We start from the raw sequence: 15333 nt of genomic DNA, 5'->3' as shown, positions 1-15333 counted from the left end.
TATAGCAAATATACTACAAATCTCTATTTTTTAATAGTTTGTAAGAAAAGTTGATAAATAAAAAAGTCCAGATAGAAACAATTAAAACTGCAGAATAATTCACGCTATAATTAACATCAGTTTCGATTCCAATTTGTGTTCCAATATTTTTTACTACAGATAATCTAGAGAAAGGTTCTATAATTAAATTTGACATCGATTCTAATGGCAGAAACTGCATTATATATTCATCAGTATTGCTTTCAGGGAAAATTTTGAATTTTAAAATTCCTTTTATTATACCTTCAGCAATACTCCATACTAATAAAAAACCAAGTGCAAAAGCAGATCTTTTTACCAAAATTCCTAAGAATAAACAGAACGAAAAGAACCCTGTCAGTTTTACAAAAAAGGCTAAAAGATAATCTAAATCCATTATGATTACATCTAGTTCATTGTAAGATGAAAAAACTAATCCAAGAATAAGACTCATTATAAAAACAAAAATAGTCGAACAAAAAGCAAACAAGACTACAGTTAAAAACTTAGATAAAATGAATTCTTTTTTACTCAAACCATCAATTAGGTTTTGTTTTAGAGTTCCATAGCTATATTCATTAGCCATCATAGAAACTATTACAATGGCCAGAAAAAATTTCAGCCAAGCGGCAATGTAAGTATTAAAATGCCAGATAAACGGAAAATTGAAAATTCCCATTTCTGCCAAATGAAATTTAAAAGGTCCGACATCAAATTTAATTGAGGCAATTAAAGCAATAAAAGAAAGTAATATAAAATAAGTTAAAGTCAATATTTTACTGGCTTTGTTCATCCAGATTTTTTGTAATTCTATAGAGATAAGTCTTTTCATGGCTTAGTTGGATTTTGGATTAGTGTTTTTGGTTAATTCTAAAAATTGAGCTTCCAGACTATTTTTACGTTTTACCAAATGATTTAAAACAACATTTTTCGAAAATAAAAACTGATTTAATTCTGAAGCAGATAATTCGGATTTTAAGTAAACCAAAACTTTTCCCTCTTCTTCTTTTATTTGCCCAACAGCGTCAAGATTGCTTAGAACCGATTTTAAAACCTCATTGTCATTTGAAGAAATTTCGAAGAAACCTTCATTAGATGACATTCCGTCTACAGAACCACAATATAAAACTTCTCCTTTTCTTAAAACAACCACCTCTGAACAGACTTTTTCAACTTCATCCAATAAATGTGAAGCCAATAAAATAGTAGTTCCCTGAGAGGCAATTTTTTTAATAATATCTCGAATCTGATGAATTCCCTGCGGATCTAATCCGTTGGTTGGTTCGTCTAAAATCAAAATTTCAGGATCATTCAAAAGTGCCGATGCAATCGCTAGACGTTGTTTCATTCCTAAAGAAAAGGTGCTGAATTTGCTGTCTTTTCTTTCGCTTAAACCAACCAACTCTAATTTTTCATTGACTTTAGCATAATTGATGTTTTTGATTTTGCAAACCAGTTTTAGGTTTTGCTCTGCTGTCATATAAGGATAAAAGTTTGGACGCTCGATAATGGCTCCAACTTTTTTCAAAGCTTCATGCGTTTCCACATTTCCATCAAACCAGCGGTAATTACCAGAAGATTTATTGACAACATTAAGGACAATTCCTAATGTAGTAGATTTTCCACTGCCGTTTGGCCCAAGAATGCCATAAACACGACCTTTTTGTATTGAAAAAGATACATTTTTTAGAGCCTGAATTCGACCGTATCTTTTATTTAGATTCTCAATGGTTAATATGGTTTCCAAATTTTCTGGTTTTAGTTTTTAGTATGACGAACCAATTTGATTTTTGTTACTTTAATTTCTAACATTCAATCCTATTGATGTAAATTTGTAATAAAGATATTCAAAATGAGCGAGCCTTTAATGGTTTTAAAAAAACCTTCTTATCCTTTAACGCAGCCACTTTTAAGTTATTTGGAGCGATACGAACGTATTTCTAAAGTTTCTGTGTTTTATGATGATTTGCTTCGTTTTTCTGGTTCTATAAATGTTTATGACAAACATGATAATGATACACTTTGGATTCGAGTTTATTACAGCGAATTTGAACGCAATGAAATTGATTTAAACCTTAAAAGGATTTATTCATTACTGCATTCCGATGGAAACAGCGAAATAATTCAATACCTAAATATTGATGCAATTGATTACTGTACGTTTGGAAATTCTAAACCTTTTAGAATCAAAGTTCGAAACATTCTAAATGATAACTACGTTCATTTTTACATCAAAAAAGCCGATGCATCCCGAATTTATGGTTTAGAACTGGAAGATATTTTATCTCCAGACAAAATCAACTTTCTGGTGTATAAAGACACTTTGATAGAAGAACACATTATTGGAATTCCAGGCGATGTTTTTATGGATACTTTGCTTGAAAACTGTTCTGAAATGGAAAAAGCGCAGATAGCAAAGGAGTTCGTAAAGTTTAATGAACGTTGCATGATTCGTCTTCTAGGAGATATGAGAGCCTATAACTATGTAATTGTCCCGATTCACGATTTCGATCAGGTAGTCTATAAAATTCGTCCAATCGATTTTGACCAGCAGTGTTACGAAGGAAATTTTAAAGTATATCGTCCGCAGTTTTTCAAAGAAAATTCGCCGATGATTCAGCTGATAAAAGAAAAACTGGAAGAACGTTCTATTTTTCAATACAAAGATGAAGAAAGAGCAATATTGGCAAAACGTATCCATTCGGCAGAAAACAGAATTAAAAAGCTTCTAAACATAATGTGTCATGATACCATTTCAACCGAAGAACATCTAAACCAACTTAAAATGGAATTGTATCGATATACCAATGACATGAAATTTAAAAATGCCAAATCAATGGGACATATCATGCATGCGGCATTCGAATTTATTACACGTAATTTTAAAAACACTAACTTAGTTTAAAAGATTGAACCATATAAGTCATATAAGTGAATTTAAGAAACAGATTTAATGGACTTATATGACTTATATGGTTTACAAAAATTATAATCTTATGAAAAAATCTTTTTTAATAGTCGTTTCAATAGTTTTATTGGCTTGTCAACAGCAATCTGGTAATGATTTGAAAGTACTTTATTCACTTCCTAAGAAATTAAAAGAAGTTTCAGGAATAACCTATTTTCTAGAAAACAATCTGCTTTATACATTAGAAGACAGCGGCAATAAAAATGCTATTTATGCTTTAAATTCTAAAGGAAAAATAGAAAAAACAATTACAGTTTCAAATGCGAAAAATGTAGATTGGGAAGACATTACAAAAGACAAAGCTGGAAATATTTATATTGGTGATTTCGGAAATAATGATAACGAAAGAAGAGATTTATGTATTTATAAATTAGCAAAAAATCAGCTGAATAAAGATGTGGCTTCCGCCGAATATAAAATCTCATTTTCATATCCGGAACAGAAAGAATTTCCTCCAAAGAAAAAAGAAATGTTTTACGACGTTGAAGGTTTCTTTGAACACAACGGCTATTTTTATCTTTTTACAAAAAACAGAAGCAAAGGTTTTGATGGAACCGCCTTTATCTACAAAATAAAAAATGCATCAGGGAATCAAAAAGCCGTTAGAATAGGAGAGTTCAAAACCTGCAGTAATTACAATCATTGTGTGTTAACGAGCGCGACAATAAGTCCTGACGGAAAAAAAGTAGCTCTGTTAAGTCATGATAAAGTGCTTTTATTCAAAGGTTTTCAAGGAGATTTATTCCACAAAGGAACTCATACCCAAATCGAATTAAATCATTTTTCACAAAAAGAAGCCATCGTTTTCAAAGACAATAACACCCTGCTAATCGCCGATGAAAAAGCAGATAAAATAGGTGGGAATGTATACGAGTTTAAGCTTCTAAGTCACTAGGAAAAAAGTTAGCCACGAATTACACTAATTTCCACGAATTATATTTTAAATAAAAATTAGTGAAAATTAGTGTAATTCGTGGCTGAAAAAAAACTTTGTTCCTTTGAGCCTTTGCAACTTTGAACCTAAAGCTAGAAGCTGTAAGCCGCTCCAAAAATCACCCTTCCAATTTCGTCAGGAGATTTAAAGTAAGAGATTCTGGCAGTAAGAACATTAATTGCATTTAACCAAAGTCCGCCACCGTAATCGTGATGCCATTTTTTAGAATCTTCACCATCAAGCCAAACTCTTCCGTAGTCAAATCCTCCAAGAATTCCGTAAGTAAAAGGAGCAATCGTTTTTCTAATTCTGCCAATACTTAAACGTAAATCAGAACTTTGAGAGAAATAGGAACTTCCTAAAAAACGTTCGTTTCTAAAACCTCTTAAGTCAGTATCGCCTCCTAAAGCCGCTCCTTGATAGAATTCGTAATTGTTGTTGAAAATGGCTTTTCCTTTCAGATAACTTGCTAAAACCAGTTTACCCGTTTTGTCAATTTTATGTGTAAATCCTAAAGCACTTTCTAGAGTTGGGAAATTTTTATTGGTTTCATCCAGATTAGTTGTCCAAGTTCCGGCAATCATAAAATACATTCCTAAAGTTGGTTTCGCAGCAAAATCAGAATTTTTGAAAAGATATTTTACTTTTAAACTTCCATAATTTTGACTGTTAAATACATCAGGGTTCACAATATTTGGAAGGTTTATAAAACGATTATCGGTTTCTTCAACAGTCATTCTCTGGAAAATAGGTTGAATACTGAATTCACTTCCATATCGTCCAACATGTCTAATCGCTCCAGAAGCATTAAATTTTCTGATTTTAACACGATTGTAATCCATACTCAGATCGTCATCATATTTCGATTCATTTCCGTAACCAAAATAGTTCATGGCAAAATTTGGCGTCGTGTAAAGAGATTCCACATCAATTACCCATTTACCAAGTAATCCTGGAAAATGTGCCGCATAGTTAAATTCTAAACCGCCCGTTGCAAAATAATAAAAAGCATTTAAAACATGTCTCTGCGTGTACGGATTTTGTTTGAAATTATTAACCGTGTAATTTAAGTTAATTCCAACTTTTACACCATCATCAGGATTGAATCCAATATTCGGAAGACCAGAAACTACATTGTATTTTGGCCTTTCATAATTGTATAAGTTAACATCATAATCGTCTGTTAACTGTGTTTGTGTTTTAGAATCTAAATTATAGGTGTTCTCTTTTGATTTGAAATCGTAAACAATAACCTTTCTTCCGTTTTCAATGTTATAAGTATCATTGTTTTGCCCACCAATTAAACGAATTTTAATATTTGATTTGTAGTTTCCTTTAACTTCAAAAATATCATTATCATCTAAACCATAAATCCATAAATTTTTGGTTTTAGCATCTGTAACCGTTTTAGTGTATAATAACTCGTCGCCTTCTTTTTTGGTTCTGTAAACTTGAATTTCAATGCTTTTTTTAGCATTATGATTCAAAACAAATTTGTCTTTTTTGTCCGTTCCAGCAATCATTACTGTTCTGCTTAAAACATCAGCATAAATGGCCGCATATTTCTGAAGCTCTCTTTTTCTGTTTTTTAGTTTTCGAATGATTTCGTCAACCGTTTCATCCTGAACTTCTTTCGGCATGTTTTTAAAAGACTTTTCGATATCTGCATCCGATAAATTCTCCTGAATATATTTTGCCTGTTCAATCCAGTCTTTTTGGTCAGCCGTTTTTAAGAAAGCTAAATCTTGCGGATAAGGTTCTCTGCTCAGCCATTTTACATTCCCAATTTTATCCTTAAAAGTTCTCATGTGGCGTAATGCTGGAATATTCATTAAAATGGAAAGCAAAGCGCCATCGTATTTTACAAAAGCCTGATCACGGTCTCGCGGAATTGGTTTGTAAATTACTTTTCCATCTTTTTTAAATTCCGCCCAACGCCATTGGTCACTGTGTCTGTCCCAGTCTCCAATTAAGATGTCAAACAAACGGGCTTTTATATATTCTTTTTCGTCAATCGAGTATTTTTCATCTTTATGGAGATTCAGCATTACATCATCAGTTCCAATAATATTACTTGGATTTCCGAAGTTTTTGCCATCTAAATGATTATCGGCTGGCCTTTCTTCAATCATATACAACTGATCTCCAAAACCCGCATTAAATTCGCCCAAACCATTTTGTCTCGGAATATAATATAAAATCGGGTTGGTATGAAGCAATCCAATTTTGTTAGACATGCCATCAATCGCATAAGGCGCATAAGGATGAGAAGTGGTGTAAAAATCAAATAAGAAACTTTCGGCATAAGTATCTTCAAAATCATTTACCACATATTGATCTTTAAAAGCAACAGATTGTAAAAATACAGTGGCACTTTTTTTCATGCCTCGCATCACAAATTCACGTCCTTTTGGATCAGACATTCTTAAAGAAACCGATTGATGTCCGCCACCTCCACGAATTGGTTTTAAACCTCCTTTTAAAGTATCTAAAGTGGCAACTTTAGCCTCAATTGGCATGCTATAGTATTTCCTGTAATGTTTTCCAAATAAAAAACTATGCAACCAGCTTTTATCTGTCATTTTTGGAGAATAGATAGAAGTAGTAATTTTTGATGGAAAATTATTCGGAATATCCGAAGCCCAGTTGATTTCTTTGGCTTTTATGATTTCACGTTCAAAAAGCAGTTTTTCTTTGTTGTTTTCATTTCCATAAAAAGAAACTTTAGCATCACCGCTTTTAAATAAAGTCAAAGTGGCGTAACCATTTCCACCATACGAAAAATCATTTTCATTGACAGCTCTTGCCGCTTCAGATTTAGAACCTGCACCGCTGATAATCTGCTGAATATTTTCGTTGCTGATGTATTGTAAATTATGGTCGTGTCCAGAAACTACAATTACATTTTTCTGCTTTTGCAAAAGCGTTTTAATTCGTTTTGCATAAATCGTATATTGTTTGTTCTGAATATCCTGTGGACTAACGCCAGAAGTTTTTCTCAATAAATTAATAAAAGAACCAATTATTGGAAGCGGAATTTTTTTCTCTAATGGAAATAATTGTTTTTCTAATGAAAATTGTCCACCGTGAGTTCCGTTGCTCAGTAAAGGATGATGAATAGCCAGAATCACTGTTTTCTCTTGGTTTTTGTTTAAAAGACTTTCTAATTCTTCAAAAAAAGCTTCTCTGGTTTTAATCTCGCAATTATCGTTAATGGTTGGATGATCATCCCAGTCTTCTAGGAACCATTCACTATCAATAGTAATTAACGTTGTAATACTATCAATTTTGACATCTTCTATCGGACAAGACTTTCTAGGAAGAAACGCTTTCTTATCCTTTAAATGTTTCGTTACAAAATCAGCTTGCAGTTCAAGGCCTTTAATACCGCTGTACCAATCGTGATTGCCAGGGATAAAAATGGTTTTTCCTCTGTAACCGTCGGCTAATTTTAATTGATTTTTTAGTTTGGTTTCAGCCAAAGCTCTGTCTCCAGACTTTTTATCGCTTGGAAAACCTTTAGGATAAATATTATCGCCTAAGAAAAGCAAAGTCGATTTTTTGCTCGCTTTTTTCAGTCTTTGATGCAAAAGTTCTAGTGTTTGCTGCGCTTGTTCTTCGTCAGCATTTCCAGCATCTCCTACAAGAAAAAAGGTATGGTCAATTTTTATGGTATCTGTAGCGTTTTCATTCTCGATCGAGCTAACATTTTTTCCATATTGGGGCTTGTGAGTTGCACAAGAATAAACGAGGAAAAGCAGTAATAATGTAACCGTTCCAGTTTTAATTTTTGCAATAAAATGATTATCCAAAAACAATTTCATAATTTAGTGGTATAAAAATATTCTTTATGAATCTAATAGAACAATCCGAGGATTTCGTCAGTAATTTACTCAAAGATAAACTTTCTAATTTATATTCTTATCATAATTTTAACCATACTTACACAGTAGTTACTGCAGTGAAGGAACTCTGTAAAAAAGAGGATGTTAAAGACGAGGATAAAGAAGCACTTTTGGTTGCCGCGTGGTTTCATGATACGGGTTATGTTGAAGGTTACGAAAACCACGAAAAATCAAGTATTAAAATAGCTGCCGATTTCCTGCGCGAAAAAGGAAAATCGGAAGAATTTATTGCACTTGTTTCGAGTTTGATTCTCGCTACAGTTAAAGAATATGAACCTAAAACACATTTAGAAAAGATAATCAGAGATGCAGATTACGCTCATTTAATGGGGGAAGAATATACGACAACCTGCGAATTACTGCGTTTGGAACTAAAAAATACAGGAATTGTAAGTTTCTCTAATGCCGAATGGACAAAAGAAAACTTAAACTTTTTATTGAACAAACATCGCTTTTACACCGATTATGCTTTAAGAAAATGGCAGCCTTTAAAAGAGAAAAATCTGCTTTTGATTCAGAAGAAAATCAATAAACAGGAATTAAAAGCGGCTGCAGCGATCGAAGAAGAAAATAAAAAGAAAGAAAAAGTTGAAAAACCAGATAGAGGTATCGACACTTTGTTTCGTGTGACACTTGGAAACCACACCAGATTAAGTGGCATTGCCGATAGTAAAGCCAATATTTTATTGTCTGTAAATGCTATTATTATCTCGATTGCTTTATCCTCTATTATTCCAAAATTAGACAGTCCAAAAAATGCGCATTTAGTTGTACCGACTTTCATCATGCTGATGTCAAGTGTAATCACCATTATTTTTGCGATTCTTTCGACAAGGCCAAAAGTAACATCAGGATTTTTTACCCGAGGAGATGTTGAAGCTAAAAAGGTGAATTTAATGTTTTTCGGAAATTTTTATAAAATGCCTTTGGAAGATTATGACTGGGCCATGAATGAAATGATGAAAGACCGAGATTATCTTTATTCAACCATGATAAAAGATTTGTATTATCTGGGATTAGTTTTACAGCGAAAGTATAATTTGCTTCGTATCGCTTATAACTTCTTTATGTTTGGATTGATTATAACTGTAATCTCGTTTGTAATTGCCTTTAAATCGATTTAAAATTTAGACGCTGATTTTACGGATTCGCTATCGCGAAAACGCGGATAAAAACGGATTTTTCTCTCAATGAATCAAAATAAAATCTGCGTTCATCCGCGTTTTCGCGATAGCGAATCCGTTTTATCCGTGTTCCATAAAAAAGCTCAACTTTTAGTTGAGCTCATCTAATAAATCTTGATAGGTTATCTTTTTAACTGCTGAGTTTGAAGTATTATTAATTACTTTCACACGAATCGCTCTTAGACCGGAAACTCCCTGAAGATCTTCAACTTCAAATTGCTCTATTGCCGGTTCCAGAATTTTTTTATGCTGTAGGTATTTAATGTATTTCAAATATTCAGCTTCTTCGCTGTTTTGAGAATACACGATTGTAATTTTCTCTTTTTCGGTAATTCTTTCGGTTGTTCCTTTAATATGCGATTTATCAATTCGTTTTTTAACAACTTCATATCTAGCATTATAAGTTCCATCAACATCAAAGCGTTTTTCATCCATTCTAAAACGAATAGAAAGTGGCGAACTGAAAACCAAAATTAAAGACGTTACATCCAATTCATACGGAAGTGATTCTTTCAATTGATGATGTTCTAGTTCCATTTCGCATAAAGTCTGCAATTGCCATAAACGAAGGTTATGCAGATACATAATGTCAAAAGGTTTTGTTGGTGAAATTGAAGCTCCAATATACAAATTGTGTTCTACGCCATCTGTTTTAAAACGTTCATAATAATGCGGATAAATCTGCTGGGCTTCAACCTGTTTTTTATCTAAAACGGTTGCCAGTCTTTTATTAATGATGGACATCGCATTGTCAAATTTCTTTCTTTCCTGATAAAACATTCCTGTTTTTTCATCCAGAGTTTCAAAGTAAAGTTTTTCTAATTTTTCGCTTTTAGGGTTACTTTTTGTGTTTTTAAGTATCGGGTGGATTTCTTCTTCAATATAACGCTGAATATGCTGTTCAGTATCGGCTTTTAAAGGAAAATCCAATTCGCTTCGCAATGATTCCAGTTCAAATTTTCTCTGTTCCAAAAGAACCAGATTTGAATTAGCTTCCTGATTATCAAAAATTTCCAAAAGCGCTGAAAGCTGACTTTTTAAATCAATTTTTACGGTTTCATTTCTGTGTTCAGAAGAACCTTTTATGTCAATCTGACCGTAAAGTGGGAATACATTTTTAAATACGATTTCTTTAAAAATATAATCTTTTGTATGGTTTATGTTTTGAAAATAGTTTTGAGATTCTTTCCTGAACTTCCAATATACACTAGGATGAATCGTAGTATATTCTCGCTGAATAATCGCTTCGATCTGGTGCTGCATATCTGTATTGTAACGATCAATGGTATCGGTTAAATACGGAAGAACCAATTCTAGTTTTGTTGCATTTACGCTGTTTAAATCTCTTGCATTTTCAGAAACTAATTCGATAACACCTAATAAATGACCATCTTTTGTAACTGGTGCAAAAACACAGCTCTGAATTCCCTGTCTTAACAGATGCTCTCCTAAATGTTTATTTGTCGATTCCTCAATAAACTTTTTCACATTTGAAATTACAAAAGGCTCATTTTTATCTAGAAGGTTTTCAAAAGAACATCCGAAAAAGGCATTTTTACAATCCACTTCCTGATCAGTGTGAAGTAAAAAGCTTGTTATTTGTTTGTCGAATTTAATAGGTCTGATAAACTTTTCTTCTTCAGGATTATAGATGATAAAGCCAACTTTTAGACTCGGAATTTTAAAAATAGATCTAAAAATGTTTTCGAGAATATTATCAGAGTCTAGGCTTTTTGTATTTGGCTTTAAAAGATTGCTTTTTAATGTAGAAATTGCACTTTCGGTGGTAGCATCAAAAAGAGAGACAATTCCAAAACCTTTTAAAATCCAGCTTCCTGGCGGAAATTTCGATTTCCACAACTCAATATCATTATAATTATCAATCAGTTGATCGATATCTTGCTGCGTTAATTCTACAGAACTGTCAGTTGGAGTAATTTCCATGAAATCTGCATTGTACAAAATGCGATAGTGTTTTTCTACACCTTCTTCATCTGGAATATCGTAGAAAAAAGGTTTATTAAAATCAATATTGTAATTGTAATAATATGCCAATATCAAACAACAGTTATTTACATAAAATTGATGATCGTCAAAATCACGAATTTCCATATAAAATTCGTCTCCAGCATTTTTCAAAATCTTCTTGAAACGCTCTGTATAATTAAAAGAGATGTTTTGGAATGGAATAGTAACCGCTTTTATTTCATTATGTGTTAAAGCGGTTGGAAACAAATCGGCTAAGATATTTTTGATTAAACCTTCATTCTCTTTAATAACAGAATAATCCTGAATTCCAGTTCGTAACTCAGGGATTGATTCAATTTGTTTTAGAATTGCTTTTGCATAATCTGATCTGTAATCCACATCAGACCAAGCAATTTCTTCAAATGATTCAATTAGCTTGTGGAATGATATTATGGTAGTGAAAGGACTTTCTTTGAAAAATTGAATATCCATCTTGTTTATTTTTTAATGCAAAATTAAGGATAAATTAAGAATGCCCGACATTTTATGATTTCTTTCCTTTATGGTTCAATAAACAAAATCCCTTGTTTTGTTCAGGTTTTATATGATATAAGGTTGTTTTAACAAAAAATTAACTTTAATAATAACGGAACGATCGTTCCGTTATTATATCTTTGTGCCATAATAATTGAATAATCAATAACTTAAATAATAATTAAAATGAAAAATTTAGAAAACAAAGTTGCAATCGTAACAGGTGGAAACAGTGGAATTGGATATGCAGCCGCTGCAGAATTAGCATCAAAAGGTGCAAAAGTAATTGTAACAGGAAGAAACAAAGAAGCTTTGGCAAAAGCCGAAACAGAATTAAACGTTACTGGAATTGTAGCAGATCAATCCGATTTAAAATCAATTGATAATTTGGTTGAAAAAGTGAAGTCAAAATTCGGTAAAGTAGATATTTTATTTCTGAATGCAGGAATTGCAGCTTTTGCTCCTGTAGATTCAGCTTCAGAAGAGCATTATGACAGTATAATGAATGTGAACGTAAAAGGAGTTTATTTTACCGTTCAAAAAGTGTTGCCAATTTTAAATGATGGAGGTTCTATTATTTTTAATACTTCAGTAAATGCTCAATTAGGAATGCCAGGTTCAAGTGTTTATGGGGCAAGCAAAGCAGCCGTTTTATCATTAAACAGAATCTTTGCCGCTGAATTAGCTGGAAGAAAAATTAGAGTGAATGCCGTTTCTCCTGGGCCAATTGAAACACCTTTGTATGGTAAAGTAGGTTTAGAAAAAGAAGAAGTAGAAGGTTTAGGAGCTGCCCTTGGTGAGAAAATTCTATTGAAACGTTTTGGACAAGCTGCTGAGGTTGCAAAAACTATTAGTTTCCTTGCTTCAGATGATTCATCATTCATAACAGGAACTGAAATTGTGATTGATGGTGGACTTACTGTAAATACAGTATTATAATTTTTTTGACTAATTCAGGAACGATTGTTCCGTTAAATCATTATCTTTGTGAAGAAATTTAATTTGAGTATCATGGCTAGAACGAAAGAATTTGATGAAGATCAGGCTTTGGATAAAGCAATCGAAATTTTTTGGCACAAAGGATATAACGGAACATCTGCTCAGGATTTGGTAACGTATTTGGGGTTAAGCCGTTCGAGTTTGTACGATACTTTTGGAGACAAACAAAAGTTGTTTTCCAAATCGTTACAGCGTTATCAAAAACAAGCACAAGATAGTGTAAAAGAGCTTTTAGAGAAATCTGAAAATGTCAAAGAAACATTGCACGATATTTTTAAACAAGCCGTCATCGAAAGTTTTGAAGACCGAATTACAAAAGGTTGTTTTATGGTTAATTCTTCTGTAGAACTCGCGATGCATGATGAAGAAATTTCTGAAATTGTCAAAAATAACAGTCAGACGATGGAGGAAGTTTTTACGAATGCAGTTAAAAAAGGGCAGGAGGCGGGTCATATCTCAAAAGCACTTGAAGCAAAAGTCTTAGCCAGGTTCATCTTTAATAATTATTCCGGAATTCGGGTTTTGGCTCGTACTGGAGAAAGAAATAAACAGGTTTACGATGATATTGTAAAAGCAGTTTTTTCCGTTTTGTGAATATAAAAGAGGTAAAATAAAAAAACGGCAGTTACAAATGTAGCTGCCGTTTTCTGTATTAATAAGTAAGTAATAGAAAATGAAAACTTCTTAGTTTTTCTCTTCTTTGTTGAAGTAAACCAAGTAGTAATACATTTGTTTTTCTTCATCCCAGCCTTTTTCAACAAATTTTTCTGCACTTTCAGGATTGATAAAATCCATCTTAATCTGAATGTGAGTATCCAGATTAATAACGTTTTTAATCGATTTTCTAGCGTCAGAAACTGCTGCGTTGGCAATTGGGAATGAGGTTACATCTTCGATGCTGTATTTTTCTCCTTTATCCACTTTGTAGTTTTTGAATTCAGGAATTAATTCAGGATTGTCTAGTACTTCATTCAAGAAATTTTGTTCTTCAAACTGATCATTTTTAGCGAAATAATTCACAGATCTGTTCATAAACATTACTTCCTCTTTCTTGTCTTCTGCTGGCAAAACCACGTCTTTTGCGAAGTTCTGACAGAATTTTAAATATTTTTTAGTGATGAAATTTTCATCTTCAAAAGCGTCAACAGATAAAAAGTGCTCTAACCAGTAACGAGCATCATAACGGTTGCTGTCTACAGTCAGGATTTTATATCCTTCTTCTTTTTTAAAGTTGAAAATTAAACATCCTTTGTCTAATTTATTCAAGTTGATTCCTTGTTGCAGAATCATTTCAAGGTTGCTTTCTTTTTCTTCAAATTGTAAAAAGTCAGCTTGTAATTCGCTTTTAAAAATACCAATAGCATCCACTACATTGTTATCAATACTTAAATTGGTCAAGTAAGTTACATAAACCTCTCCGTTTTTAATATGCGGATGATTGGACTGCTCGTATAGATGTTTTGTGATATTTTTAGAAACCTCATGCACATTGGCTGGATTAGTAAAAATCTCAGTTGCATATTTAAACATGTCGTTGTAATCCAAGTCCACTTCGTGTGCAAACTGATAATAGTTTTCTTCTTTTTCTCTAAAAGGCTTAAAAAAGAATTCTTTTATCAAAGGAACAATTTCATCATTAAGATTAAATGGCTGCTCTGATAAAAAAATAGCTTCGTTACGGCTCTTGTTTCCTACGCGATGTATAGAAAGCGTATCGATGTGGGTGTTGAAAAGATTAATCATTTATTTTTAGGTTTGAAGTGACAGAGTGACAAAGAGACAAAGTGTTTACTTGCGATCTTTTAATTTTTTTATAAAAGCGCTTAACATTCGCTCTAATTCTCTGCTCTCTTCGTTTGTTTTACTGAATTGGTACTCGGTTATATATTTTAGATTGAATGAAATTTCAAGCTGTGTTTGCATTTCGAATAAGGATGAAATAGAAATACTTAAGAATCTTAGTAGTTCAGTATTTCCATTTCTGCCATATCCTTCCGCAATATTACTTGGTATTGATATTGAAGATCGCCGAATTTGCGAAGACAGACCATAAATTTCTTCTTTAGGGAATGAATTTGTTAATTGGTAAATTTCAGTTACCAGATTCATAGATTTTTGCCAAATTAAAAGGTCTCTAAAAGTTTTCATAGTTCATATATTTAAGAAATAAATATTAAAAATACGAAAAAACTTACAATAAAAATGCTCGTTCTTAAGATAAATACCTTTGTCTCTTTGTCACTCTGTATCTTTGAACCTAGAAAACTAATTCCAATTCTCCTCAAATCCATAATCTTCGAAGCTGTCGTCGCCTTCGAACATGTCAAGATCATCTTCATCTAAATCGTCTTCAAATTCTCCGTAGATGTCGTTGTGCATATCATCGGCTTCGAAGTTTTTTTCGATAGCGTCTGAAGGCATTTCTCCGTGAGAAAATAAAGTTTCAGGATAAGTTGCTCCTACAGCTTCATCTTCTATAGCGGCCAATTCTACTAAGAAAGTCCACATACTGATGAAATCGTAAACGTAAATGATTTTAGTATTTTCTTTGTCTAAGATACTAGATAATGGGTAATCGTTCATGGTTCTTATTTCGCCAGGAACATCTCCAGTATCAAAAAGCGGAATTTCATCTTCTTGATTCCATGTATCATCACAAGTATAAAATGAAGCTACTTCAGATCCGTCAAAACCAAAAGCATTGAAGATTGCATTGTGTAAATCTTCAAGAGTATCTTCCTCAAGAATAGCAATGTCTCTAAAAATATCTTCTTCGGCGTCTAGAATTACTCTAAATTTATAAACCATAATCTTTGTTTTTAT

General features: G+C 32.5%; 12 protein-coding genes. 5 read left to right on the top strand and 7 right to left on the bottom strand.

What is annotated here, in order from left to right; all coding sequences use genetic code 11:
• Positions 1-13: 13 nt before the first annotated feature.
• Positions 14-850 carry an ABC transporter permease gene (locus tag BM289_RS07320; protein ID WP_091492096.1) on the bottom strand — a complete coding sequence of 279 codons (837 nt, stop codon included), beginning with the start codon at positions 848-850 and terminating at the stop codon, positions 14-16.
• Between the two features lie 3 nt (positions 851-853).
• Positions 854-1765, bottom strand: a complete 912-nt coding sequence (locus BM289_RS07315; protein WP_091492094.1) for an ABC transporter ATP-binding protein — start codon at positions 1763-1765, stop codon at positions 854-856.
• Between the two features lie 105 nt (positions 1766-1870).
• Between BM289_RS07315 and BM289_RS07310 the strand changes: the two genes are divergently transcribed.
• Positions 1871-2923: a hypothetical protein gene (locus tag BM289_RS07310; RefSeq protein ID WP_091492093.1), complete on the top strand. Its 1053-nt coding sequence runs from the start codon at positions 1871-1873 to the stop codon at positions 2921-2923.
• Positions 2924-3014: 91 nt separating this feature from the next.
• Positions 3015-3881, top strand: a complete 867-nt coding sequence (locus tag BM289_RS07305; protein ID WP_091492324.1) for an SdiA-regulated/phytase-like domain-containing protein — start codon at positions 3015-3017, stop codon at positions 3879-3881.
• Between the two features lie 131 nt (positions 3882-4012).
• Here BM289_RS07305 and BM289_RS07300 read toward each other — a convergent pair whose 3' ends face one another.
• Entirely contained in the window at positions 4013-7744 is a 3732-nt protein-coding gene (locus BM289_RS07300) for a metallophosphoesterase (RefSeq protein WP_091492091.1), read from the bottom strand.
• Between the two features lie 26 nt (positions 7745-7770).
• Here BM289_RS07300 and BM289_RS07295 point away from each other — a divergent pair, with 26 nt between their 5' ends.
• Positions 7771-8949, top strand: coding sequence for a Pycsar system effector family protein (locus tag BM289_RS07295; protein ID WP_091492090.1), 1179 nt, complete (start codon positions 7771-7773; stop codon positions 8947-8949).
• A gap of 150 nt (positions 8950-9099) precedes the next feature.
• On the opposite strand, the gene BM289_RS07290 is transcribed toward BM289_RS07295, so the two are convergent.
• Positions 9100-11469: a GAF domain-containing protein gene (locus tag BM289_RS07290; protein WP_091492088.1), complete on the bottom strand. Its 2370-nt coding sequence runs from the start codon at positions 11467-11469 to the stop codon at positions 9100-9102.
• 228 nt (positions 11470-11697) lie between these two features.
• Here BM289_RS07290 and BM289_RS07285 point away from each other — a divergent pair, with 228 nt between their 5' ends.
• Both BM289_RS07285 and BM289_RS07280 read left to right on the top strand, forming a co-directional pair.
• The gene (locus BM289_RS07285) at positions 11698-12450 is read left to right on the top strand and encodes an SDR family oxidoreductase (RefSeq protein WP_091492086.1); all 753 of its coding nucleotides are present in this window, start codon (positions 11698-11700) and stop codon (positions 12448-12450) included.
• A 72-nt stretch (positions 12451-12522) separates the two neighbouring features.
• On the top strand, positions 12523-13104 hold the full coding sequence (locus BM289_RS07280) for a TetR/AcrR family transcriptional regulator (RefSeq protein ID WP_091492084.1): 582 nt from the start codon (positions 12523-12525) through the stop codon (positions 13102-13104).
• A 90-nt stretch (positions 13105-13194) separates the two neighbouring features.
• Here BM289_RS07280 and BM289_RS07275 read toward each other — a convergent pair whose 3' ends face one another.
• The 3 genes from BM289_RS07275 to BM289_RS07265 all read right to left on the bottom strand — a co-directional run bounded on the left by BM289_RS07275 (position 13195) and on the right by BM289_RS07265 (position 15318).
• Positions 13195-14253 (bottom strand): nucleoid-associated protein, encoded by a 1059-nt coding sequence (locus BM289_RS07275; RefSeq protein ID WP_091492083.1) that lies wholly within the window; start codon positions 14251-14253, stop codon positions 13195-13197.
• Between the two features lie 45 nt (positions 14254-14298).
• A complete protein-coding gene (locus tag BM289_RS07270) occupies positions 14299-14658 on the bottom strand; it encodes a four helix bundle protein (protein ID WP_091492081.1) in 360 nt (119 codons plus the stop codon).
• Positions 14659-14775: 117 nt separating this feature from the next.
• Complete coding sequence (locus tag BM289_RS07265; RefSeq protein WP_091492080.1) at positions 14776-15318, bottom strand: IS1096 element passenger TnpR family protein; 543 nt, start codon at positions 15316-15318, stop codon at positions 14776-14778.
• Positions 15319-15333 lie beyond the last annotated feature (15 nt).

Origin of the sequence: Flavobacterium phragmitis (genome assembly GCF_900112575.1) — a bacterium.
GTDB classification, from domain to species: Bacteria; Bacteroidota; Bacteroidia; order Flavobacteriales; family Flavobacteriaceae; genus Flavobacterium; species Flavobacterium phragmitis.
Note: the sequence above shows the minus strand (reverse complement) of the source record. Positions and strands in the feature narration are given on the sequence as shown.

What these genes read in the sequence shown, in the direction of transcription:
- BM289_RS07320 (WP_091492096.1), bottom strand. Translation starts at nt 850, where the DNA reads ATGAAAAGACTTATCTCTATAGAATTACAAAAAATCTGGATGAACAAA.
- BM289_RS07280 (WP_091492084.1), top strand. Translation starts at nt 12,523, where the DNA reads ATGGCTAGAACGAAAGAATTTGATGAAGATCAGGCTTTGGATAAAGCA.
- BM289_RS07300 (WP_091492091.1), bottom strand. Translation starts at nt 7,744, where the DNA reads ATGAAATTGTTTTTGGATAATCATTTTATTGCAAAAATTAAAACTGGA.
- BM289_RS07265 (WP_091492080.1), bottom strand. Translation starts at nt 15,318, where the DNA reads ATGGTTTATAAATTTAGAGTAATTCTAGACGCCGAAGAAGATATTTTT.
- BM289_RS07275 (WP_091492083.1), bottom strand. Translation starts at nt 14,253, where the DNA reads ATGATTAATCTTTTCAACACCCACATCGATACGCTTTCTATACATCGC.
- BM289_RS07270 (WP_091492081.1), bottom strand. Translation starts at nt 14,658, where the DNA reads ATGAAAACTTTTAGAGACCTTTTAATTTGGCAAAAATCTATGAATCTG.
- BM289_RS07295 (WP_091492090.1), top strand. Translation starts at nt 7,771, where the DNA reads ATGAATCTAATAGAACAATCCGAGGATTTCGTCAGTAATTTACTCAAA.
- BM289_RS07305 (WP_091492324.1), top strand. Translation starts at nt 3,015, where the DNA reads ATGAAAAAATCTTTTTTAATAGTCGTTTCAATAGTTTTATTGGCTTGT.
- BM289_RS07310 (WP_091492093.1), top strand. Translation starts at nt 1,871, where the DNA reads ATGAGCGAGCCTTTAATGGTTTTAAAAAAACCTTCTTATCCTTTAACG.
- BM289_RS07285 (WP_091492086.1), top strand. Translation starts at nt 11,698, where the DNA reads ATGAAAAATTTAGAAAACAAAGTTGCAATCGTAACAGGTGGAAACAGT.
- BM289_RS07290 (WP_091492088.1), bottom strand. Translation starts at nt 11,469, where the DNA reads ATGGATATTCAATTTTTCAAAGAAAGTCCTTTCACTACCATAATATCA.